21 protein-coding genes and 1 tRNA gene are annotated in these 20257 nt (G+C 69.2%); 15 read left to right on the forward strand and 7 right to left on the reverse strand.

The annotated features are described in order from the left end of the window. Nucleotides 1-9 precede the first annotated feature (9 nt). Together ACN4JJ_RS02945 and ACN4JJ_RS02950 are read right to left on the reverse strand one after the other, a co-directional pair. Nucleotides 10-438: a VanZ family protein gene (locus ACN4JJ_RS02945; RefSeq protein WP_440708408.1), complete on the reverse strand. Its 429-nt coding sequence runs from the start codon at nucleotides 436-438 to the stop codon at nucleotides 10-12. A 41-nt stretch (nucleotides 439-479) separates the two neighbouring features. Next, on the reverse strand, nucleotides 480-1361 hold the full coding sequence (locus tag ACN4JJ_RS02950) for a TetR/AcrR family transcriptional regulator (protein WP_440708409.1): 882 nt from the start codon (nucleotides 1359-1361) through the stop codon (nucleotides 480-482). A gap of 192 nt (nucleotides 1362-1553) precedes the next feature. Here ACN4JJ_RS02950 and ACN4JJ_RS02955 point away from each other — a divergent pair, with 192 nt between their 5' ends. From ACN4JJ_RS02955 to ACN4JJ_RS02990, 8 genes are all read left to right on the forward strand, one after another. Beyond that, entirely contained in the window at nucleotides 1554-2429 is an 876-nt protein-coding gene (locus tag ACN4JJ_RS02955) for a hypothetical protein (protein ID WP_440708410.1), read from the forward strand. Then, nucleotides 2426-3373 (forward strand): ThiF family adenylyltransferase, encoded by a 948-nt coding sequence (locus ACN4JJ_RS02960; RefSeq protein ID WP_440708411.1) that lies wholly within the window; start codon nucleotides 2426-2428, stop codon nucleotides 3371-3373. The genes ACN4JJ_RS02955 and ACN4JJ_RS02960 overlap by 4 nt, the downstream gene beginning before the upstream one ends. Nucleotides 3374-3391: 18 nt before the next feature. Then, nucleotides 3392-4576, forward strand: a complete 1185-nt coding sequence (locus ACN4JJ_RS02965; protein WP_440708412.1) for a heparan-alpha-glucosaminide N-acetyltransferase domain-containing protein — start codon at nucleotides 3392-3394, stop codon at nucleotides 4574-4576. Nucleotides 4577-4745: 169 nt separating this feature from the next. Beyond that, a complete protein-coding gene (locus ACN4JJ_RS02970) occupies nucleotides 4746-6581 on the forward strand; it encodes an ABC-F family ATP-binding cassette domain-containing protein (protein ID WP_440708413.1) in 1836 nt (611 codons plus the stop codon). Between the two features lie 269 nt (nucleotides 6582-6850). Further along, complete coding sequence (locus ACN4JJ_RS02975; protein ID WP_440708414.1) at nucleotides 6851-7237, forward strand: VOC family protein; 387 nt, start codon at nucleotides 6851-6853, stop codon at nucleotides 7235-7237. Nucleotides 7238-7279: 42 nt separating this feature from the next. Further along, nucleotides 7280-8398: an Rv2578c family radical SAM protein gene (locus ACN4JJ_RS02980; RefSeq protein ID WP_440708415.1), complete on the forward strand. Its 1119-nt coding sequence runs from the start codon at nucleotides 7280-7282 to the stop codon at nucleotides 8396-8398. A gap of 64 nt (nucleotides 8399-8462) precedes the next feature. Further along, on the forward strand, nucleotides 8463-9074 hold the full coding sequence (locus ACN4JJ_RS02985) for a thymidine kinase (protein ID WP_440708416.1): 612 nt from the start codon (nucleotides 8463-8465) through the stop codon (nucleotides 9072-9074). A gap of 79 nt (nucleotides 9075-9153) precedes the next feature. Beyond that, complete coding sequence (locus ACN4JJ_RS02990) at nucleotides 9154-9489, forward strand: hypothetical protein (protein WP_440708417.1); 336 nt, start codon at nucleotides 9154-9156, stop codon at nucleotides 9487-9489. Between the two features lie 92 nt (nucleotides 9490-9581). Here ACN4JJ_RS02990 and ACN4JJ_RS02995 read toward each other — a convergent pair. The 3 genes from ACN4JJ_RS02995 to ACN4JJ_RS03005 all read right to left on the reverse strand — a co-directional run bounded on the left by ACN4JJ_RS02995 (nucleotide 9582) and on the right by ACN4JJ_RS03005 (nucleotide 13189). Continuing rightward, nucleotides 9582-9655 (reverse strand) — tRNA-Pro (locus ACN4JJ_RS02995). Nucleotides 9656-9746: 91 nt separating this feature from the next. After that, nucleotides 9747-10679 carry a metallophosphoesterase gene (locus ACN4JJ_RS03000; RefSeq protein WP_440708418.1) on the reverse strand — a complete coding sequence of 311 codons (933 nt, stop codon included), beginning with the start codon at nucleotides 10677-10679 and terminating at the stop codon, nucleotides 9747-9749. A gap of 2 nt (nucleotides 10680-10681) precedes the next feature. Further along, nucleotides 10682-13189, reverse strand: a complete 2508-nt coding sequence (locus tag ACN4JJ_RS03005; protein WP_440708419.1) for a transglycosylase domain-containing protein — start codon at nucleotides 13187-13189, stop codon at nucleotides 10682-10684. 83 nt (nucleotides 13190-13272) lie between these two features. Between ACN4JJ_RS03005 and ACN4JJ_RS03010 the strand changes: the two genes are divergently transcribed. Both ACN4JJ_RS03010 and ACN4JJ_RS03015 read left to right on the forward strand, forming a co-directional pair. After that, nucleotides 13273-13404 carry a DUF4177 domain-containing protein gene (locus tag ACN4JJ_RS03010; RefSeq protein WP_440708420.1) on the forward strand — a complete coding sequence of 44 codons (132 nt, stop codon included), beginning with the start codon at nucleotides 13273-13275 and terminating at the stop codon, nucleotides 13402-13404. Beyond that, nucleotides 13404-13874: a RidA family protein gene (locus ACN4JJ_RS03015; RefSeq protein ID WP_440708421.1), complete on the forward strand. Its 471-nt coding sequence runs from the start codon at nucleotides 13404-13406 to the stop codon at nucleotides 13872-13874. Before ACN4JJ_RS03010 ends, ACN4JJ_RS03015 begins: the two co-directional genes overlap by 1 nt. Nucleotides 13875-14022: 148 nt before the next feature. Here the strand turns inward: ACN4JJ_RS03015 and acs are convergent, their stop codons facing one another. Then, nucleotides 14023-16008 carry an acetate--CoA ligase gene (acs, locus tag ACN4JJ_RS03020; RefSeq protein WP_440708422.1) on the reverse strand — a complete coding sequence of 662 codons (1986 nt, stop codon included), beginning with the start codon at nucleotides 16006-16008 and terminating at the stop codon, nucleotides 14023-14025. Between the two features lie 411 nt (nucleotides 16009-16419). On the opposite strand from acs, the gene ACN4JJ_RS03025 reads away from it, so the two are divergent. From ACN4JJ_RS03025 to ACN4JJ_RS03045, 5 genes are all read left to right on the forward strand, one after another. Next, nucleotides 16420-17514, forward strand: a complete 1095-nt coding sequence (locus tag ACN4JJ_RS03025) for a TadA family conjugal transfer-associated ATPase (protein ID WP_440708423.1) — start codon at nucleotides 16420-16422, stop codon at nucleotides 17512-17514. Between the two features lie 418 nt (nucleotides 17515-17932). Beyond that, nucleotides 17933-18664, forward strand: coding sequence for a type II secretion system F family protein (locus ACN4JJ_RS03030; protein WP_440708424.1), 732 nt, complete (start codon nucleotides 17933-17935; stop codon nucleotides 18662-18664). A 208-nt stretch (nucleotides 18665-18872) separates the two neighbouring features. Continuing rightward, on the forward strand, nucleotides 18873-19127 hold the full coding sequence (locus tag ACN4JJ_RS03035; protein WP_440708425.1) for a DUF4244 domain-containing protein: 255 nt from the start codon (nucleotides 18873-18875) through the stop codon (nucleotides 19125-19127). Beyond that, nucleotides 19105-19479 carry a TadE family type IV pilus minor pilin gene (locus tag ACN4JJ_RS03040; RefSeq protein ID WP_440708426.1) on the forward strand — a complete coding sequence of 125 codons (375 nt, stop codon included), beginning with the start codon at nucleotides 19105-19107 and terminating at the stop codon, nucleotides 19477-19479. The genes ACN4JJ_RS03035 and ACN4JJ_RS03040 overlap by 23 nt, the downstream gene beginning before the upstream one ends. Nucleotides 19480-19544: 65 nt before the next feature. Further along, the gene (locus tag ACN4JJ_RS03045; RefSeq protein WP_440708427.1) at nucleotides 19545-19928 is read left to right on the forward strand and encodes an Rv3654c family TadE-like protein; all 384 of its coding nucleotides are present in this window, start codon (nucleotides 19545-19547) and stop codon (nucleotides 19926-19928) included. 26 nt (nucleotides 19929-19954) lie between these two features. Here ACN4JJ_RS03045 and ACN4JJ_RS03050 read toward each other — a convergent pair whose 3' ends face one another. Continuing rightward, nucleotides 19955-20188 carry a hypothetical protein gene (locus tag ACN4JJ_RS03050; protein ID WP_440708428.1) on the reverse strand — a complete coding sequence of 78 codons (234 nt, stop codon included), beginning with the start codon at nucleotides 20186-20188 and terminating at the stop codon, nucleotides 19955-19957. Nucleotides 20189-20257: the final 69 nt, after the last annotated feature.

The following is a 20257-nucleotide window of genomic DNA, read 5'->3' on the forward strand; positions in this document are numbered from 1 at the left end:
GAGAGACTCTCAGTTCAACTTCGAGGCGGTGGTGCGGGGCAGCAGCGCGATGATCACGCAGCCTAGAGCGACTCCAATGATGCTCCCGGTGGTGTTCGCCACCACGTCGTCGAGGGTTGCAAATCGCGCCGGCAAGGCCCACGCCTGGATCGTTTCGATGCCGATTGACAGTGCCGGGCCACCTATCAACGCGATCCACCACCGGTGCGGACCGAGAGCGACCGCGGCGAACGCACCCAGTGGAACGAACATCACGACGTTGGCGCTGAACTCCACGACCCCATAGTTGACCGCATCCGGCACGCCGAGGTGGTGTAACCAATCCAGGACCCGCAACAGCGTGCCCTTCGAGCCAGAGTCGACAGGAGATGGCCAGAACACGATCGCGCCGACCGCCGCCAGGCAGGCCACCAAGAGTGCGGCGGCGATCGGTCGCACTGCAGCTGAACGGTACGACCCGCTTCGCCGCACGTCGAGGCTCAGCCGTCTGTTCCGTCGTGCCCGTCGAGGTCGCGGCTGCGCGGCTGAACCAGGGGCATCTCGTCGATGCCGCCGGAGAGACGGGCGATGGCGGCGTCGGCGTCGTAGTTGGGGTCGGGGACGATGAACGCCATGATCATGGCGTGGTAGGAGATCGCGGCGAGGGAGACCTCGGCGGGGCGTCCCTCGTTGTCGACGAGGTAGCGGCTCTCGACGAGGTCGGGGATCGTGGTGCGCGCGATCCCGAGACCCTCGATGATCGCGGCCGCGGCCACGGCCAGGGGGCGGTAGTCGTCGTTGAGGTCGGGGCGCAGACGGTAGCCCACCGCGGGGATGATGTTGCGGTAGAACACCTCCATCTGGTCGAGGAAGGCCAGCTCGGAGTTGCGCAGTGCCTCGATGATGAGGTCGCGCACACGGGCGTCGGGGTAGGAGGGGGCCGTCGACGAGAGGGCGACGTAGGTGCGCCACTGCATCGAGGAGGTGACCGACTCGAAGTTCTGCTCGGCGGCGAGGCCGGTGACGTCGACCAGGATGCGGCGACGGCCCTCGGGGGTGCGCAGCTCGTCGGCGCGGAAGCCGAGGTATTCCCAGGTGGCGACGAGCGACTCTTCGTCGGCTCGGCCGGGGGAGACCTGGTTGGCGACTTCACCGAGGAGCTCTTCGAAGAAGGCCTCCTTCGATTCCCAGATGCGGTAGACCGAGCTGCGCGGCACGCCCGCCTCTTTGATCAGGTCATCCATCAGGAGGTGCTCGAAACCGACCGTGAGGCCGTTCGCCTGCACGAGGCTGAGGGCCGTGTCGAGCAGCTTCGCACGGACCTCGTCCTTGGGTGTGCGCGTGCGGCCGGTCGCGGACTTCGTCCAGCTGTTCTCAGACATGATTGCCCCTCTCAGCACCATTTTGAGACATAATGTCCCAAGTTGCAAACCACTTGGCGCGCTTCTATGCTCGGGATTACGGCAGCGTGCCTCGCGCGAGTTCGCCGGACGGCCATCCACCCCTTGATAACGGAGGATTCGAAGTGCTCCGGACGATGACTGTTGAGCGGACTGCGACGTGGAAGACACCCGGTGTCCCGGATTGATCGATCCGTCAGCAATGCGGCGGTCATCCCGGTCATCGCGCATTCGCCGGCCTTCCAGCTAGACCCTGAGGCGCGCCTGGCCACCGGCATCATCGGCGTCAACGGCGTGGCCCGCCCTGGATTCGAAGATGCCTATCGGCAGCACTTCGAGTTCCGCCGCCGTGTCTACGTGGAGCAGACCGGCCAGCTCGACCCCTCCGACCTCTCCGACGACGGTCTGGACCGCGACGTCGACGACTCGCGATCCGTCACCTTCGCCGTGCTCGAGAACGCCCCGGAGGGCGTGCGCATCGTGGGCGTGGCCCGCACCATCATCAAGGGCGCCGACGGCGAAGACCGGCCGCTGCCGGTGGAGGAGTTCTGCCCCGAGCTGTTCGCCGACGACCCGCTGGACGCGGGCAGCGTCGAGGTGTCCCGGGTGATCGCCCGGCACGAGCGCGTCGCCATGCAGGAGCTCGTGCAGTGGCACCTGTTCGCCCTGATGTCCTCCTACTTCTCCTCGCACGACGTGGGCCGCACCTTCGCCATCATCGAACCGTGGCTCGAGCGTCACCTGGCCGGCGTGCTCGCCATCTCGCGCATCGGCGAGCCGCGCTACATCGAGCACTACCTCGACTACAACCTGCCGGTCGAGTTCGATCTGGCCGGATCCGCCGCCCGCATCAACGAGCGCAACGCCACCATCCTCGGTCAGCTCATCGCGGCCGACGGGGCCCTGGAGTACTTCGGGCGCATCTCGCGCGCCCAGCGGGAGGCTGCGGCCGGGGCATCCGAGTCGGCCGACAAGACCGAGTCCGCGGATGCCGTCGGAACGTCGGCCGACAGCGAGAGCACCGAACCCGTCGCGGTCGAAGGCGGATGAAGTCCGTCGGCTCGCCCGAGTTCTCCCGCAACTACGGATTCTGGAGCGAGGCCGAGCAGCTCGCGCTGGTGAACTCCCGGGTCGCGATCGCCGGGGTCGGCGGAGTCGGCTTCCAGGTGGGCACGAAGCTGGCCCGGATGGGCGTCTCCAGCTTCAGCGTCGCCGACCCGGAAGACTTCGAACCGCAAAACGCCAATCGCGTCCCCGGCGCCACCACCGCCACCTACGGCCGGTCCAAGGCCGAGGTGTTCCGCGAGCAGGTGCGCGAGATCAACCCGGCCGCCGTGGTGCACGTCTACCGCGACGGCGTGACCGTCGAGAACGTGGGCGAGTTCCTGGCCGGCGCCACCATCGTCTTCGACGAGTCCGAGACCACGCATCCGGAGATCGGCACCACGATCGCCCGCACCGCCCGGGCAATGGGCATCCCCGACATCCTCGTCGTGAACGTGGGCTTCGCCGCCCAGGTGACGGCGTTCCATCCGCAGGGCCGGTTCACCTTCGAACGGTTCATGGGCCTGTCGGAGACGGCCTCGCTGGAGGAGATCGCGGCCTCGGAGGTCGACTACTCCCGTTTCCTCCCCTACATCCCTCCCTACAGCGACCTGCGCGGCCTGGTGGCGATGACCACGGATGCCCCCGACGGCTCCCGCGTCTCGCTGCCCTCCATCTCGCCCGGCGTCGATCTCGCCAGCGCCATCGGCACCACGCAGGCCTTCCTGCACCTCACCGCTGCGGCCGGCATCGTGAATCGCCGCCGCCGGCCCGTATGGGCTCCGCGGCTGGCCTACCTCGACGCCTACACGATGCGCGGGCGCATCCTGAGGGCCGGCAAGGCGGCGCACCTGCGGCACGTGCTCGTGGCCGCGGTGCGCGACCGTTTCGGCCGCAACCCCAAGGGCGCCTACACGCACGACGAGATCGCACGGCGCTCGCTCAGATAGCTGAGTAATACTCGACGCGTGAATCGCATCGTCAGTCTCGATTGGGTTCGGGGCTGGATGCTCATCGCCAGCGTCGCCGCCAACTCCCTGCTCGTCCTCCCGCCCTGGTTCGACCACGCCCGGTGGGACGGCGTGCACCCGCTCGACTGGATCTTCCCGGTCTTCGTCACGCTTTCGGGATGCGGTCTCGCGTTCGCGATGCACCGCCGGGTGAAGCCGTGGCCGCTGCTGCGCCGCGTGCTGCTGCTCGTGCTGGTGGGGCTGCTCTACAACGCGCTCACGCAGAACGTGTGGGACGTCGACGGGTGGACCGTCACGGGCGTTCTGCAGCTCTACGCCTTCGTGGTTCTGGTGCTGGGCCTGCTGCATCTCGTCACCCGATCCTGGCTCGGCTGGCTGCTCGTCACGGTCGTGCTGGCCGCCGGCTACACGGTGGTGCTGGCGGTCTGGGCGACCGGATGCGGTGACGCCGGGCTGACCGAGACCTGCAATCCCTCGGGGGTCGTCGACCCGGCGGTGTTCGGCGCGGCCCACATCTACCACCACGCCGAGTGGGGGTACGACCCGGTGGGGTTGATGGCGGCCTGGGGCGCTCTCGTGAGCGCGTCGGCCGGGGCGACGATGGGGCATCTGCTCCTGTCGCTGCGCGAGCGCCGGGAGGGCGGGCCGGGCGGTGTGGCCCGGGGCGGCGTGGCCCGGGCCATCCTGCCGCTGGTCGCCTGCGCGGCCGGAGCGCTGCTGCTGGCCCAGCTGTGCGTGTGGCTGCCGGAGTGGATCGGCGGCGCCGAGGTGCTCGTCATGAAGCGCCTCTGGACGCCGCCCTTCGCCCTGCGGCTGGCGGCCCCCGTGGCGGTGGCGCTGCTGGTCGGGCACCTGCTGCTCGACCGCCGCTCGCAGAACCGGGCCGACCGGGTCGTCCGTGGGGCGTCGTATCCGCTGATCGCGCTCGGCCGCAACAGCCTGCTGGTGTACTTCGGGTCGCACGTGCTGATGAGCGTGCTGCATCGCCCGATCGAGATCGTGGCGGCGGGTGCGGGGCCGGAGGGCGCCGAGGTGGTGATCGAGACCTCGGTGGCCGACGAGCTCGCCCGATCGATCGCGATCGGAGGCCAGGTGCAGCTCACCTGGACCTGCACGCTGCTGCTGTTCTGGGTTCTGCTCGCCTGCGTGCTGCATCGTGCGCGCGTCTACCTCCGCCCGTGAGCGGACGCGGGGGCGGGCGGCCGGGCCTTGAGCATCCGGCGCGGCGGATGGTAGCGTCGTCGGCTATGGAGAGATGACGCCCTTTCGTCCCGCGCCCGAGGCCGCGGCATCCTGAACGGATGCGCGCACCGCCCGGCGGGAACCCTCGTTCTCGAGAAGGGCGGCCCTCGTGGCCCGATCCGATTCCTCTTTCCGCGCGCGCTCGGCGCCATCCGTCCCCCATCCATCCGTCCCCCCGAATCCGGCCGCCCATCTGCGGGCCGACGGGCTCTCGCACTCGTACGGCGACCGCCGGGTGCTCACCGACCTCTCGCTGGTGCTCGATCCCGCCGAGCGCATCGGGCTGATCGGCGAGAACGGCGCCGGCAAGTCGACGTTGTTGCGCATTCTCGCCGGTGACCTGACTCCGGATGCCGGCGTCGTGACGCGGCCTTCGACGGTGGGCTATCTGCGTCAGGAGCTGCCCTTCGGCGGCGAGCAGAGCCTGGACGACGTGCTCGAGGCGGCTCTGGCGCGCGAACGCACCGCCGAGAGGGAGCTGGAGGCGGCGGGGATCGCGCTCGGGTTCCCCGGGCCGCACCCCTCGTCCGGCATCGACCCGGCCGAGCGCTACGCGGCCGCTCTCGAGCGCGCCGAACGGCTCGACGTGTGGTCGGCCGAATCCCGCCGCGACACGGTGCTGGCGGGCCTCGGCCTCGGCGGCCTCCCGCTCGAGCGGAGGATCGCGCAGATCAGCGGCGGCCAGCGCTCCCGCCTGGCACTCGCCGCCCTGTTGCTCGCCCGTCCGGCGCTGCTGCTGCTCGACGAACCCACGAACCACCTCGACGACCAGGCCACGGACCACCTGAGGCAGACCCTCGTCGACTGGCCCGGCGTCGTGCTGTTCGCCAGCCACGACCGCGCGTTCCTCGACGAGGTGGCGACCGCCGTGATCGACATCGACCCCGCCGAGCAGGGGGGTGCACGGCGCTTCGGTGGAACCTTCAGTCACTACCTCGCCGCGAAGGCCGCCGAGCGCGAGCGCTGGCAGCGGCGCTACGACGACGAGCAGGTGCGGGTCGGCGAGCTGCAGGAGTCGGTGGAGGTGACCAGCCGGCGGGTGGCTCCGGATCGGGGCCGGCGCGACAACGAGAAGATGATGTACGGCCTGCGCGGCGAGCGGGTGCAGGGCCAGATCAGCCGGCGCGTGCGCGATGCCCGTGGGCGGCTGGAGGCGCTGCGCGAGAACCCGACTCCGATGCCGCCGGCGCCGCTGCGCTTCGGCGGGGTGCCGGGTGGCGCGCATCCGCTCGGCTCGACGGGTGACGAGGGGGCGGGCGGGCCGGGTGCTGCTTCTGCTACGAGCAAGCGTCGCGCACCGATGATGGTGCTGGACGGGGTGTGGGTCGAGGGCCGGCTGGGCTCGCCCGACTGGCCCGTGTCGGTGCGGCTGGAGCCGCTCTCACGGCTTCTGGTGACCGGGGCGAACGGAGCGGGCAAGTCGACGCTCCTCTCGCTGTTGGCGCGTGCGGGTGCGGGGGCGGGGGCGGGCGCGGCGGCGGGGGCGGACGGCGCTGCCGATGCGCTTGCGCCGAGCGGCGGCTCGATCACCCGGGCGCGCGGGCTGCGCGTCGGGCTGCTGGCGCAAGACGTGCGGTTCCCGCATCCGTCCCTCTCTCCACGCGAGATCTACGAACGATCTCTCGGCGGCGCTCGGGCCGAACGGGTGCCGCTGTCCCAGCTCGGCCTGCTCGCCGACCACGATCTCGACCGCGCCACCGGCAGCCTGTCGGTGGGCCAGCAGCGCCGGCTCGCGCTCGCGCTGGTGCTCGCCCGGCCGCCGCACCTGCTGCTGCTCGACGAGCCGACCAACCATCTCTCGCTGCAGCTCGCGAGCGAACTGGAGGAGGCTTTCGGCGGTTACCCGGGCGCGGTGGTGGTGGCCACGCACGATCGCTGGCTGCGCCGGCGCTGGAGCGGTGAGGTGCTCGCGCTGGGTGACGGGGGCGGCATGTTACGAGCGTGAGAACTTTTCGTCGCCGAGCCCGAACCTGGGCGACACATTCGGGTCAACCCACCTCGGGGCCAGCCGGGACGGTGTAATGTGAGGCCAACGGGGACGCCGGACGCGGGCCTGGATCATGGCCGTAAGGGTAACGGCGCATCATGACAGGTCTGCAGGCGTCTCCTTGCGGGATGAGAGTATCGGGTCCTCTCATCCCGCTAAATAGTTAAGTCGTCGAAATGGCCGGGCCGTCGACAGAGTCCGGCCGTGGCCAGATGGGGATCGAGAGCGTGAAGCTGAACCGCGTGCATCACGTCGCCGTGATCGCGAGCGATTACGAGCGGTCCAAGGCGTTCTACCTCGAGGTGCTCGGCTGCACCCTGCTGAGCGAGGTCTACCGGGCCGAACGCGACTCGTGGATGGGTGACCTGGCGCTGAACGGCGAGTACCTGATCGAGCTCTTCTCCTTTCCGCATCCGCCCGAGCGGCCTAGCGGGCCCGAGGCGGCGGGGCTGCGTCACCTCGCCTTCGAGGTCGACTCGGTTCCGGATGCGCGGGCCGAGCTGGTGGCCAAGGGGGTGCGCTGCGAGGAGCTGCGGATCGACCCGCACACCGGAAAGCAGATGCTCTTCTTCTTCGACCCGGACGATCTGCCGCTGGAGCTCTACGAAGCCTGAGTCGGGCTTGTGTCGCATTCGAATATATGTTCGAATGTCGGCATGCGATGGAACGGACAGGCACTCGGCTCGGAGAGCGATGCCGCACTGCCCGGGCTCGCGCGGCTGAGCAACCTGGTGCGCAGCGTGCAGACGCCCGAGTTCGCGGGGATGACCTTCCACGAGGTGCTCGCCAAGAGCGCGCTCAACCACGTTCCCGGCAGCAGTACGGCCATGCCCTCCATGCCCTATTCGTGGACGATCAATCCCTATCGCGGGTGCTCGCACGCCTGCGTCTACTGCTTCGCGCGGCCCACCCACCGGTACCTCGAGCTCGACGAGGGCGCCGACTTCGATCAGCAGATCATCGTCAAGGTGAACGTGGGCGAGGTGCTCGAGCGCGAGCTGGCCAAGCCGTCCTGGCAGCGGCATCCGGTGGCGCTCGGCACGAACACCGATCCGTATCAGCGCGCCGAGGGGCGCTATGCGTTGATGCCGTCGGTCATCCGGGCGCTCGCCGGCTCGGGCACGCCGTTCTCGATCCTCACCAAGGGGTCGTTGATGCGGCGGGACCTCGACCTGATAACCGAAGCGGCCACCGAGGTGCCGGTCACCCTCGCGATGTCGATCGCCGTCTACGACGACGAGCTGCAGCAGTCGGTCGAGCCGGGCACTCCGAGCACGAAGGCGCGGCTGGCCACCGTGCGCGCGGTGCGCGATCGGGGGCTGGAGTGCCAGGTGTTCCTGATGCCGATCCTGCCGCTGCTCACCGACACCGTCGAGCATCTGGATCATGCGCTCGGGCTCGCGGCCGAGGCCGGTGCGTCGAGCGTGGTGTACTCGACCCTCTATCTGAAGCCGGGCGTGAAGACCTGGTTCCTCGGCTGGCTCGCGCGCGAGCATCCGGAGCTGTTGCCAGCGTACGGGCGGCTGTACGCCGAGGGCAGCTATGCGCCGAAGGAATACCGACAGTGGTTGTCGGCGCGCATCCGGCCGCTGATCCGCAAACACGGGCTGCACACGGGGCAGGTCTCCCCGTCCACCGGGGGAGTGGGCACGCCCAGCCGGGGATTTCGGGCCGGGGCTGCGGCCGTCTCGCCGCGGAACGAGGGTGCCCCGGTGCCGATGCCCTCGAGGCCGAGCTTCGGGCCGGTGGGCGATGCGCAGCCGATGCTGTTCTGAACGGCCGCCCGAGCGGCCGAGGGCGGATGGCGTCGTGATGGTGCGGAGGAAATAGGGTATTCGGATGGCGAAACTGTATTTCCGGTTCGGGGCGATGAACAGCGGCAAGAGCACCGCGATGCTCCAGGCCGCCTACAACTACGAGGAGCGCGAGCAGCAGGTGCTGATCGCCAAGCCTGCGGTCGACACCAAGGGTGAACTGCAGATCGTCTCCCGGCTCGGCGTCACACGCGACGCCGACTTCCTGATCGCCCCCGAGACCTCCGTTCGCGAGGAGTTCGGCGCCCGGCGTGAAGCCGTGCGCGACCGCACCGGCTCCGACGTCAGCTGCCTGCTCGTCGACGAGGCGCAGTTCCTCTCCCCGGCCCAGGTCGACGACCTGCTGCGGATCGCCATCCTCGACGGTGTCCCGGTGCTGGCCTACGGCATCCGGAGCGATTTCCTCACCGCAGGCTTCCCGGGCAGCATCCGGCTGCTGGAGGTGGCGCACAGCCTCGAAGAGCTGAAGACGATCTGCCGGTGCGGCCGCAAGGCGATCTTCAACGCCCGGCGGATCGACGGCGAGTACGTCTTCGACGGAGCCCAGGTCGCCATCGACGGTCAAGACGTCACCTACGAGTCGCTCTGCGGGGCCTGCTACCTCGAGGAGTCGCACGGCGAACTCGGCCGCGGCTGATCCGTCCGCCGGCCGACGCTGCCTGGGACCGAGCCGCACGGGGGTTGCTGGGGGTGGGTGCCGGGGGCATGGTTGAAACATGAAAACTGTCTCTTACGTGGGTCTGACCTTCCAGACCGCTGACGCGATCGCCGACGCGCTTCTGCGACTGGCGGCCGCGCTGGGACAGAACGAGCGGGCCGAGACCGTGGAGATCCCGGTGGTCGAGAGCGACGGCCGGCTCTCGTCGGTTCAGCTCGTCGTCGGGCCTGCCAGCCAGTTCATCTCGCAGCCCGTCGTCTCGGGGTTCCCCGATCCTGTCGACGACGGTGTGCTGGAGCAACTGGAGCGCCGCACGCGCCTGCTCGATCTGCCGCGGGCCGCAGCCGTGACCGCGGGCGAGATGGACCGTTTCGACCTGGACGACCTGGCCTGAACCTCGGCCTGCGTGGCAACCGCGGGCGGAACCCTCAGACGAAAAAGAACCGGCCGGAGATCTCTCTCCGGCCGGTTCTCGTCTTCGTGCTGTCGGGGTGGCGGGATTCGAACCCACGACCTCCTCGTCCCGAACGAGGCGCGCTACCAAGCTGCGCCACACCCCGAAGTGGTTCACCGCGACCAGCGCGGCTGAGGCCTCAATAAGGATAGCCGATATTCCCGGTGCCGACGACCGCGCACGGTCGGCGTCGGCGATCAGCCGAGGGCGCGGAGCGTGAGGAGCGTGGCCTCGGGCCGGCAGGCGAACCGGAACGGCGCGTAGATCGACGTGCCGAGACCCGCCGAGACGTTCAGGAACGCGGAGTGGAAACCGTGGCGCCACAGGCTCAGCCCCTTGACCTGGGCGCGCGGGATGTCGCAGTTGGTGACCACCGCGCCGTAGCCCGGGATGCACACCTGACCGCCGTGGGTGTGTCCGGCGAAGATCACCTGGGCACCGTGCGTCACGAAGGAGTTCAGCACGTACTGGTACGGCGCGTGCGCCACGCCGATGCTGACCCGGGGCCCGCGGTCGTCTTCCTCCCGCAGCTCGTCCAGGGCCCCGGGGATGCGGTCCAGGCGGTCGAAGTGGCGGTGCGGGTCGTCGACGCCGAAGAAGTCGATGATGGTGCCGTTCACCTCCACGGTGGCGGCGCGGTTGTTGAGGTTCTTCCAGCCGAGGCCGTCGAAGAACGCCTGCAGAGCTTCCGTGTCGAGGCGCTCGGCATCGCCCGTGTGCTTGGACGGGCCCATGAAGTAGCGCATCGGGTTCTTGAACGACGGCCCGAAGTAGTCGTTCGATCCGTTCACGTACACGCCCGGCACGCCGTCGAAGGCCGACAGGGCGGCACGGATGCCGTCGATGCCGTCCCGGTGGCCGAGGTTGTCGCCGGTGTCGACCACGAGGTGCGGCTCGAGTCGCGCGAGGTCGCGGATCCAGAGCTGCTTGTCATGCTGCCACGGCGCCATGTGCAGGTCGCTGAGATGCAGCACCCGGATGTCGGCGGCACCCCGGGGGAGCACGTCGATCGTGGCGGTGCGGAGCGTGTACTGCTTGCGCTCCACGAACGTGCCGTAGGCGAAGGCGGCGGCTCCGGCCGCCACGGCCACCGAGACGGCGGTCGTGGCGGCCCGGGTCGCGGGGGTCACTCTCAACCGGCCTTCGTGGTGACCCTGAGCTTGTCCGTGCCGTAGCGGATCGGGTTGCCGGCTCCGGGGTTGGTGGCCGTGACCTTCACGCCGTTGCCCGAAGACGGGCCGTCGAACACGATCTGGTCGCCGGCGATACCGGCTCCGGTGATGGCCGAGCGGGCGGCCTCCGGAGACATGCCCACCACGTTCGGTACCGATCGCAGCTGGCCGTTCGAGGTGAACACCGTGACGGTGGACCCCTTCGAGGCCTGACCCGAGGGCGAGCTGCTGTCGACCAGCCCGGAGGCCTGCGTCGAGTCGATCGCCCCGCCGTCCTGGAAGTCGAAGCCCGCCGTCGTGAGCGCCGACCTGGCAGCGTCGAGCGACATGCCGGCCACGTTCGGGATGGACACCTGCACACCGTTGCGGAGCGAGCTGTCCGCCTCGGGGAAGGCGTTTCCGCCGTACTTGCCGTCAGCATCCGTCATGTACTGCTTCCAGATGGAGTGGCGCACGTTACCGCCGCTCTGACCCGCGATGGAGGTGTTGCGGATCGAGACCGTCCCGACGACGTTGCCCACCCAGACAGCGGTGGCGAGTTCGGTCGAGGCGCCTACGAACCAGGTGTCCTTCTCGGAGTCGGTGGTACCGGTCTTGCCGAAGTGGGGGATGCCGTCGTTCGGGTTGGACTGGGTGGCGGTTCCGCCGTTGATGACGCCTTGAAGGGCGGTCGTCATGGCGGCGGCGATATTCGGATCCACCGCCTGGCTGCAGGTCGATGCGGGGGGCGGCAGTTCGTTGCCCTGTGAGTCGAGGATCTTGTCGATGGCGATCGGGCTGCAGTAGGTGCCCTCGTTGGCGACGGCGGCGAAGGCCGCGGCCATCGTCAGCGGGGCGATCTCGTTGGTGCCCAGCACGTCGGCGGGGTTCTCGCCCAGAGGGTTGCCATCGGCGCGGTGCACGCCGAAGGCCTCGGCGGTCTTGCGGATCTCGCACTGGTCGAGTTTCTGCGCCATGCGCAGGAACGCGAGGTTCACCGAGTCGGCCGTGGCTTTCATCACGGTCACGTTGCCGGGGGCCGCACCGCCATCGTTCTTCACGGAGTAGGTGCCGCCGTTTCCGCCGGTGCAGCTGTCGGCGAACTGGGCCAGGTTCAGCGTTCCCGGGTTTCCGTTGATGATGTCGCCGAGCGAGTGGCCGGTCTTCAGCCATTCGGCCAGGGTGAAGATCTTGTACGTGGAGCCCACCTGGAACCCGGTCGATCCGCCGTACTTGTAGTCGGTGCTGTAGTTGATGGCGGAGGCGCCGGTGTTGACGGCCGTCACCTCGGGATCGTCGCTGAAGTCCTTGTTCTGCACCATCGCGAGCACCTTGCCGGTGCCGGGCTGTACGGTCACGAGCGAGGAGCCCAGGTCGAAGTCGTACGACTTCGGCACGTTCTCGTTCATCGCGTTCATCGCCGCGTTCTGCAGATCGACGTCGAGCGTGGTGTAGATCTGGTAGCCGCCGGTCTTGAAGTTCGTCCAGCGGGTGTCTTCGTCGGCCCCGAACGCCGGGTCGTTCTTGACGATGTGGGTGACGTAGTCGCAGAAGAAGCCGGCGCCGATCGTGTTCGCGGTCTGGCACCCGGTCGAGGGCTGCACGATGTTGGGGGTCACCGGTGTGGCGATCGCCTCGTCGTACTGGGCCTGCGTGATCTTGTGCTCCTTGAGCATGGCCGGCAGCACGTCTTTGTCGCGACGCGCCTGGTTGTCGGCGATGTTCTCCTCCTGGTCGATCCGGAGGCCGTTGGGCTCGTTCACGGTGGCGATCAGGCTGGCGGCCTGCGCGACGGTGAGGTCGGAGGCGTTGACGCCGAAGTAGTACTGGGCGGCCGACTGGATGCCGTACACCCGGCCTCCGAACGGTGCGATGTTCAGGTAGCCGAGCAGGATGTCGTCTTTCGAGAACTCCTTCTCGAGACCGATCGCGAGCTTGATCTCCTTCAGCTTGCGGTCGACCGTGGTCTTCGTGGCCTCGGCGTACGCGGCGTCGCGCTCCGCCTCGTCTTGGATGGCCTCGGCCTTCTGCACCTGGATGTTGCGCACGTACTGCATCGAGATGGTCGACGCGCCGGAGGCGGAGGTCTCGAGGGCGTTGCCTGCGGCCGCACGCAGGGTCGACGCGATGTCGACTCCGCCGTGGGTGTAGAAGCGCGGGTCTTCGGTGGCGATGACCGCGTCTTTCACGTACTGCGAGATCTGGTCCCAGCCCACCTCCTCGCGGTTCTGCTCGAACACGCTGGCGAGCAGGATGGGGGTGCCATCGCTCTGCGTGGCGTAGATGCTGGTCTTCTCGGCGAGAGCATCCGGCTTGATGTAGCTGGGCAGGTTCTCGAACATACCGATGGAGTTGTTCGCGGCAATGCCGGTGACAGCGAGTGCGGGCGTGACCATGGCTGTGACGAGGATGCCCGCGATTGCGCTCATACCCACGATGCCCAGAATGGCTCCGACCACACCGCTAGCCGTGGCTTTCGGGGCAGACATAGGATCAAGGGTAAGCGACAAACCTCTAAAACCGCCTCGAAAGGGTGCTAGTGCCTACCTGGGAATATGTGACGACACCGCTCATGATCCACAACACGACCGGAATCCTGAACACCTGGGGTTCCGAGGGCTGGGAGCTCGTGCAGATCGTCACCGGTCCCGAGGGCGGTCTCGTGGCCTACCTCAAGCGGCCGATCGCCGGATCGGGGGCGTGATGGCGCAGGTCACCGCGCGGCTGGCCGAACTGGGCATCTCGGTACCCACCGTCTCTGCTCCGGCCGGCGCCTATGTGCCCGCAGTCGTGTCGGGCAACCTCGTCTACACGGCCGGTCAGCTGCCGTTCGTCGACGGGGCGCTCTCGGTCACCGGCAAGGTGGGTGACGGATCCGGCCTCGTGTCGCCCTCCGAGGCCAAGTCCCTCGCGCAGCTCTCCGCACTGAACGCCCTGGCGGCGGTGCAGAGCGTGCTCGGCTCGCTCGATCGCGTCGTGCGCATCGTCAAGGTCACCGGTTTCGTGTCGTCCGACTCCTCGTTCAGCGGCCAGCCCGGCGTCATCAACGGCGCCTCGGAGTTCCTCGTCGACGTCTTCGGCGACGCCGGCATCCACGCCCGCTCCGCCGTCGGCGTCGCCGTGCTCCCCCTCGACAGCCCCGTCGAGGTCGAGCTCATCGCCGAGTTCGCCTGACCATATTGAGCGCCGCCGCCCCTGCGGCGCTTCTTGCGGCGATGTGATGGGTGCCGCCGTCATTGGCGCTCTCACGGGGAAAGTGACGTACACGCCGCCACTTTCCCCAATTCCGCGGGGTGTCCGCTCGGGTGTGCTGGTCTGAGGCTCAGCGCATCGTCTCGCTGATGATCGTCATGACGCTCGTGTCGGCGAGGGTAGTGGTGTCTCCGACCTCGCGGCCCTCGGCGACGTCGCGGAGGAGGCGGCGCATGATCTTGCCCGAACGGGTCTTGGGGAGCTCGCTCACGATGAACACGTCGCGGGGCCGGGCGATGGCGCCGATCTGCTGCGCGACGTACGCCCGCAGCACGGCCGAGGCGTCGTCTTTGCTCGCGGCATCCGCTTGGCTGGCCCGGGTGATCACGAAGGCGACGACGGCCTGACCGGTCGTCTCGTCGGCGGCCCCCACGACGGCCGCCTCGGCGACCATCGGATGCGACACCAGGCTCGACTCGATCTCGGCCGTGCTGAGGCGGTGGCCCGAGACGTTCATCACGTCGTCGACCCGGCCGAGCAGCCAGATGTCGCCGTCCTTGTCGTAGCGGGCGCCGTCGCCGGCGAAGTAGGTGCTGCCGAACTTCTCCCAGTAGGTCTCCTTGAAGCGGTCGGGATCGCCCCAGATGCCGCGCAGCATGCTCGGCCAGGGCTCGGTGACGACGAGCAGTCCGCCCTCGTCGGCACCCACCGGGGTGCCGTCATCCGTCACGATGCCGATCGAGACGCCGGGAATCGGCACTTGCGCGCTGCCCGGTTTCAGGGTGGTGACGCCGGGCAGGGCGGAGATCATGATGGCGCCCGTCTCGGTCTGCCACCAGGTGTCGACCACCGGGGTGATGCCGCCGCCGATCACGTCGCGGTACCAGACCCAGGCCTCGGGGTTGATCGGCTCGCCGACGCTGCCGAGCAGGCGCAGGCTCGTCAGGTCGAATTCGGCGGGGATCTGCCGGCCGAGCTTCATGAAGGTGCGGATCGCGGTCGGCGCGGCGTAGAGGATGGTGACCTTGTGTTTCTGGATGATCTCCCACCAGCGGCCGGGGTGCGGCGTGTCGGGCGTTCCCTCGTAGATCACCTGGGTGGCGCCGTTCGCGAGCGGGCCATAGACCACGTAGGAATGGCCGGTGATCCAGCCCACGTCGGCGGTCGACCAGTAGACGTCCGATTCGGGTTCGAGGTCGAAGACGTTCTTGTGGGTGAACGCGACCTGTGTGAGGTAGCCGCCGCTGGTGTGCAGGATGCCCTTCGGCTTTCCGGTGGTGCCGCTGGTGTAGAGGATGAAGAGCGGGTTCTCGGCGGGGAAGGGGCGTGCGACGTGCTCGGCGTCGACCTGGGCCAGCTCGTCGTCCCACCAGAGGTCGCGGCCGGGAGTCCAGTCGACCTCGTTGCCGCCGCGCTTGACGACCAGGACGTGGTTCACCGTGCTGGTGCTGGTGCTGGTGCTGGTGCTGGTGTCGCCGGTCTCGAGCGCCAGGGCCGCATCCACCGTCGGTTTCAGGGCGAAGACCTTGCCCTTGCGGAAGCCGCCGTCTGCCGTGATGACGAGCTTGGCGCTCGCGTCGTCGATGCGGGCGCGCAGGCTCTCGGCGCTGAAGCCGCCGAACACCACCGAGTGCACGGCGCCGATGCGGGCCACCGCGAGCATCGAGATGACCGCTTCGGGGACGAGGGGGAGGTAGATGGCGACCCGGTCGCCCTGGCGGATGCCGAGGCTGGTCAGCAGGTTCGCGGCTTTCTTGACCTCGTTCGTGAGTTCCGCGTAGGTGTACGACCTCGAGTCGCCGGGCTCGCCCTCCCAGTTCAGGGCGATGCGGTCCCCGTTGCCGGCCTCCACGTGCCGATCGAGGCAGTTGTAGGCCACATTGATCTCCCCGTCGTCGAACCACTTGGCGAACGGCGGGTTCGACCAGTCGAGGGTACGGGTGAAGGGCTTGTGCCAGTGCAGCAGCTCGCGGGACTGCTCGGCCCAGAACTCTTCGCGGCTCTCAGCCGCCTTCTCGTAGAGCTCGGCACCGGCCACCGCGCCGGCCGCGAACTCGGCGCTCGGGGCGAAACGGCGCGATTCGTGCATGAGGTTGTCGATGTCGTGGGCGGTCATGGTCGATGTCGCTCCTTCGCGAGTCGTGCTGCCGCGATCCCGTCCCGAAGGGAGGATGGGGTGTCGCGAACCATTCCGAAGATACTCCTCGGGGACGACACGCTGAGAGTTCGCTGGAGTGATTTGACCCAATGTTTCCAGCGGGTAAACTCGTCACTACCGAACCTCGTGTTCGGATGCAACGCACTAGTGATTCCCCCCAATCCAGCGTTGCTGCGGCGGCACCCTTCCCCCCATTGGGTGCCGCCCCTTCTCTTTAACGCGATGGCCCGCTCCTCTTCTCGAGGTGCGGGCCATTCGTGGTTCCGGGTTCGTCCTGGCGCGTTGTGCACAGCTCGAGCGCTGCTCGGTTCTGTCCACAGATCGCGGGCGGGCGGCTCGGCTCCGGATGCGCATCCGTAGCGTCGGGGCATGACAACTCGCCACAGCGTCGCCGACCCGGATGCCGGCCCGGCGCCGCTCGCTTCTCCTCCTCCCGCTCCTTATCTCGCTTCTCCTGGTGCTCACCCTCCGTCTCGGTCGGCGCCTCCGCCGGCGGGCGACCGGTTCGCGCCGTTCGGGCCGCTGGCCCGGGTACTCGCCGATCCGGCCGTCACCGATGTGTTCGTCAACGGCCACCGCTCGCTCTGGGTCGACCGCGGGCACGGAGCGGTCGCCGACCCGAGCTGGAGCTGCCCGAACGAGGAGCGGTTGCGCGAGTTCGCGGTGCGGCTCGTGGCGCAGGGCGGGCGGCACATCGACGAGGCCACCCCGTGCGTCGATGTGCGGGTCGCGGGCCTGCGCGTGCACGTCGTGCTGCCGCCGCTGGCGCCGGGGGGAACGCTGGTGTCGATCCGGGTTCCGCAACGGCGCTGGCCGAGCCTGCACGATCTCGACCAGCGAGGTCTGTTCGGTACCGGGGAGCCGGGGCGCGCCCGGAGGGCGATCGTCGAGTCGGCGGTGAGCGAGCGGGTCAACGTGCTGGTCACCGGGGCGGGAGGCAGCGGCAAGACGACGTTCCTCTCGGCGATGCTGGCCTCCGCCTCGCCGAGCGACCGGATCGTCGTCATCGAAGACGTGACCGAGCTGCGCATCGAGCATCCGCACGTGGTGGCCCTCGAGGCCCGGCAACCCAACCTCGAGGGCGCGGGCGGCATCGGGCTCACCGAACTCCTGCGCCAATCGCTCCGGATGCGGCCCGACCGGCTGGTGCTCGGCGAGTGTCGCGGGGCGGAGATCCGTGAGTTGCTCGGCGCCCTGAACACCGGCCACGACGGGGGAGCGGGAACGCTGCACGCCAACGCGCTCGCCGACGTGCCGGCACGGTTGGAGGCGCTCGGCGCCCTCGCGGGAATGGATGCCACGGCGGTGGCGCGGCAGAGCGTCAGTGCGATCGGGCTGGTGTGCCACCTCCGGCGCACCGAGAAGGGCCGGGTGATCGAGGCGTTCGGGCGGTTCGAGGTCGACGAACGCGATCGGCTGGCGATCAGCGGCATCGACGTGACCGGTTCCGTGCGCGATGCGTGAGGGGGCGCGGGGCCGGAGTCGCACGTCTGCGCAGGCGGGACGGACGTCGCCGGAACGGACACCACCGGAGCAGACACCGCCGGACCGGACACCACCGGAGCGGAAGCCGCCGGGGCGGAAGCCGCCGGGGCGGTCCAGGCGACCGGCGGTGGAGGAGATCGGGTCTGTCGCCGAGAAGCTGGCCGTTCTCCTCTCCGCCGGGGTGTCTCCCGTCTCGGCGTGGCATCTGATCGGCGCGAGTGTAGGCGGATTCGCGCAGTCGGTGGCGGATCGCACCGACCGGGGCCTGCCGGTGGCGGAGGCGATCATGGCTTCGGCTTCGGCTTCGGCTTCGGCTTCGGCTTCGGCTTCGGCCTCGGCGAGAGCGTCTCCATCGGCGGGTACGTCGTCGGCTGGCGACGAACGGGCGGCGTGGTCGATGCTGGCGGCGTCCTGGTTCGTGGCCACCGAAGCCGGCGCGTCGCTCTCCCGCTGCCTGGTCGACATCGCCGAAGCGCTGCGCGATCTGGGTGCGGTGGAGCGGGAGGTGGCGGTGGCGCTGTCCGGTCCGCGGGCGACCACCCGTCTCGTGCTCGCCCTCCCGTTCGTCTCGCTGGGTGCCGGGATGCTGTGGGGGCTTAACACGGTCCAGGTGCTCGTCGCCACCCCACCCGGCTGGATCTGCCTGGGCGCGGGCGCGGTGCTCGTCCTTCTCGGCCGGGCCTGGAGCCGCTGGCTGCTCCGGCGGGGGAGCCGGCGCGATCTCGCGCCCGGTCTGGCTCTCGACCTGGTGGCCGTCGCCGTGGCAGGAGGAGGCTCGGCCGACGGCGCCGTCGAGCTCGTGGCGGAGGCGCTCCGACGGTACTCGCCTGTCTGCTCGTCCGGCACCATGGCGCGGGCGTCCGGCAATGACGGCCGCGAACGCCGGCAGATCGAGGCGGTGCTGTCGCTGGCGGCGCTCGCCGGGGCCCCACCGGCGCAACTGCTGAGGGCCGAGGCGGTGCGGATGCGCCGGGACGCGATCGGAGCGGCCTCCGAGCGGGCGGCATCGCTCGGCGTGCAGCTGATGCTGCCGCTCGGCTTGTGCGTGCTCCCCGCGTTCCTTCTGCTCTCGGTCGCGCCGGTGTTGCTCGGCGTGCTCCGTTCGACATCCTTCGTGAGTGCGGGGTGAGCACACCGCACCGACGCGTCACTGCTTTCTGCGCCAGACCTGCGTGTTCTCGCGGGTCTGCTTGTCCTCGCAGTCCGGCGAGTCCTCACCGGACTGCTCGCGCTTGCACCCTCCGAAATCCGACACCTGACACCTGACACCCGAAACCGACGACAAATTCCGACGCCAGAAATTCGACGCCTGAACCTGACAGTGAAAGGGACTTCTCATGACACAGATCTTCGCCACTTCGACTTCCGCCCCTGCCCCCGCCTCTGCACTGGGCCGGACATCGGGCCGCCGTCTTCTCGAGCGGGCGCGGAGCGCGCTCGACGACGAGGCGGGCGCCGCGACGGCCGAGTACGCCATCGCCACGCTGGCGGCGGTGGGCCTGGCCGGCCTGCTGGTCGTCGTGCTCCGCGGCGACGACGTCAAAGGCATGCTCACCGATCTGATCCACCGTGCGCTGTCCGCAGCGGGGTGACAGCGCGGCCGACGAGGGGTCGGTTACCGCAGAGTTCGCCCTCGTCCTTCCGGCCGTCGTTCTGATGCTCGCGCTCGGCCTGGGAGTCGTGCAACTCGGGGCGGTCCAGGTGGGGCTGACGGACGCCGCGGCCGACGCGGCCCGGATGGTGGGCCGCGGCGATCCTCCGGGTGAGGCGTCGTCGCGGGTCGCGTCGGTGACTCCCGGCGCCTCGATGGCGATCGCCGCCTCGGGATCGATCGTGTGCGTCACGGCCTCGGCGTCCGTGTCGCTCGGCAGGCTCGGCTCGCTGTTCGAGCTGACCGGTCGTGGATGCGCTCTCGACGACCGTCAAGGGGGAGAACGCCCATGAGCGTGCACCGTCTCCGAGCACGCGTGGTCCGGCGGCTCGGGTATGGGTACCGGCAACGAGCGGGCATGGTCCGGCGGTTCAGGAACTGGCGCGGGCTCCACTCGGCGTGGGCCGATGAGAACGGCAGCGGGAGCATCCTGGGCGTCGGTCTCGTGCTCGCGCTCGCCGTGCTGGTCTGCGCACTGGCACCCCTCGGCGCCGCCCTGGCCGGCCATCAGCGGTTGCAGGGGGCCGCCGACTCGGCCGCGCTGGCGGCCGCCGACACCGCTTCGGGGCGAGTCGCGGGCTTCCCCTGCGAAGCGGCCGGTGAGGTCACGGCGTCGCTCGCCGGGTCGCTGGTGGGATGTGTCGTGGCCGATGGTCTGGCGACCGTGGTCGTGAGTGGGGAAGTAGGAGGGATCCCCCTGACGGCGAGTGCTCGGGCCGGGCCGCCTGCAGCACCTCCCTGAGGAGGGGAGCGGCCCGGCCGGCAACCTCAGCCGACGATGGCCTCGACGTAGCGGTAGTCGACCGCGCTCGGGCGATCGGAGTCGCCGAACTCCAGGCCCGACGAGCGACGGTAGAGGTATTTCTTGCTGCTGGCGGCAGCGGGGATGGTGAGTCGCGCCTGGGGCTCGCCCGCCGACGTGAAGTCGGTGCGGATGGTCTTTCCCTCCAGCGGCCCGTCGGTGAACTTGGCGGTGTAGCTTCCTCTTTCGACCGGTGACATGTGTCCAGCCCTTCTTCCTCGAAGTGGTCACATCCATTGTCCACCCGCTGCCTGCAGGCGCAACGGGTG

Source organism: Herbiconiux dendrobii (assembly GCF_052048175.1).
GTDB lineage: Bacteria > Actinomycetota > Actinomycetes > Actinomycetales > Microbacteriaceae > Herbiconiux.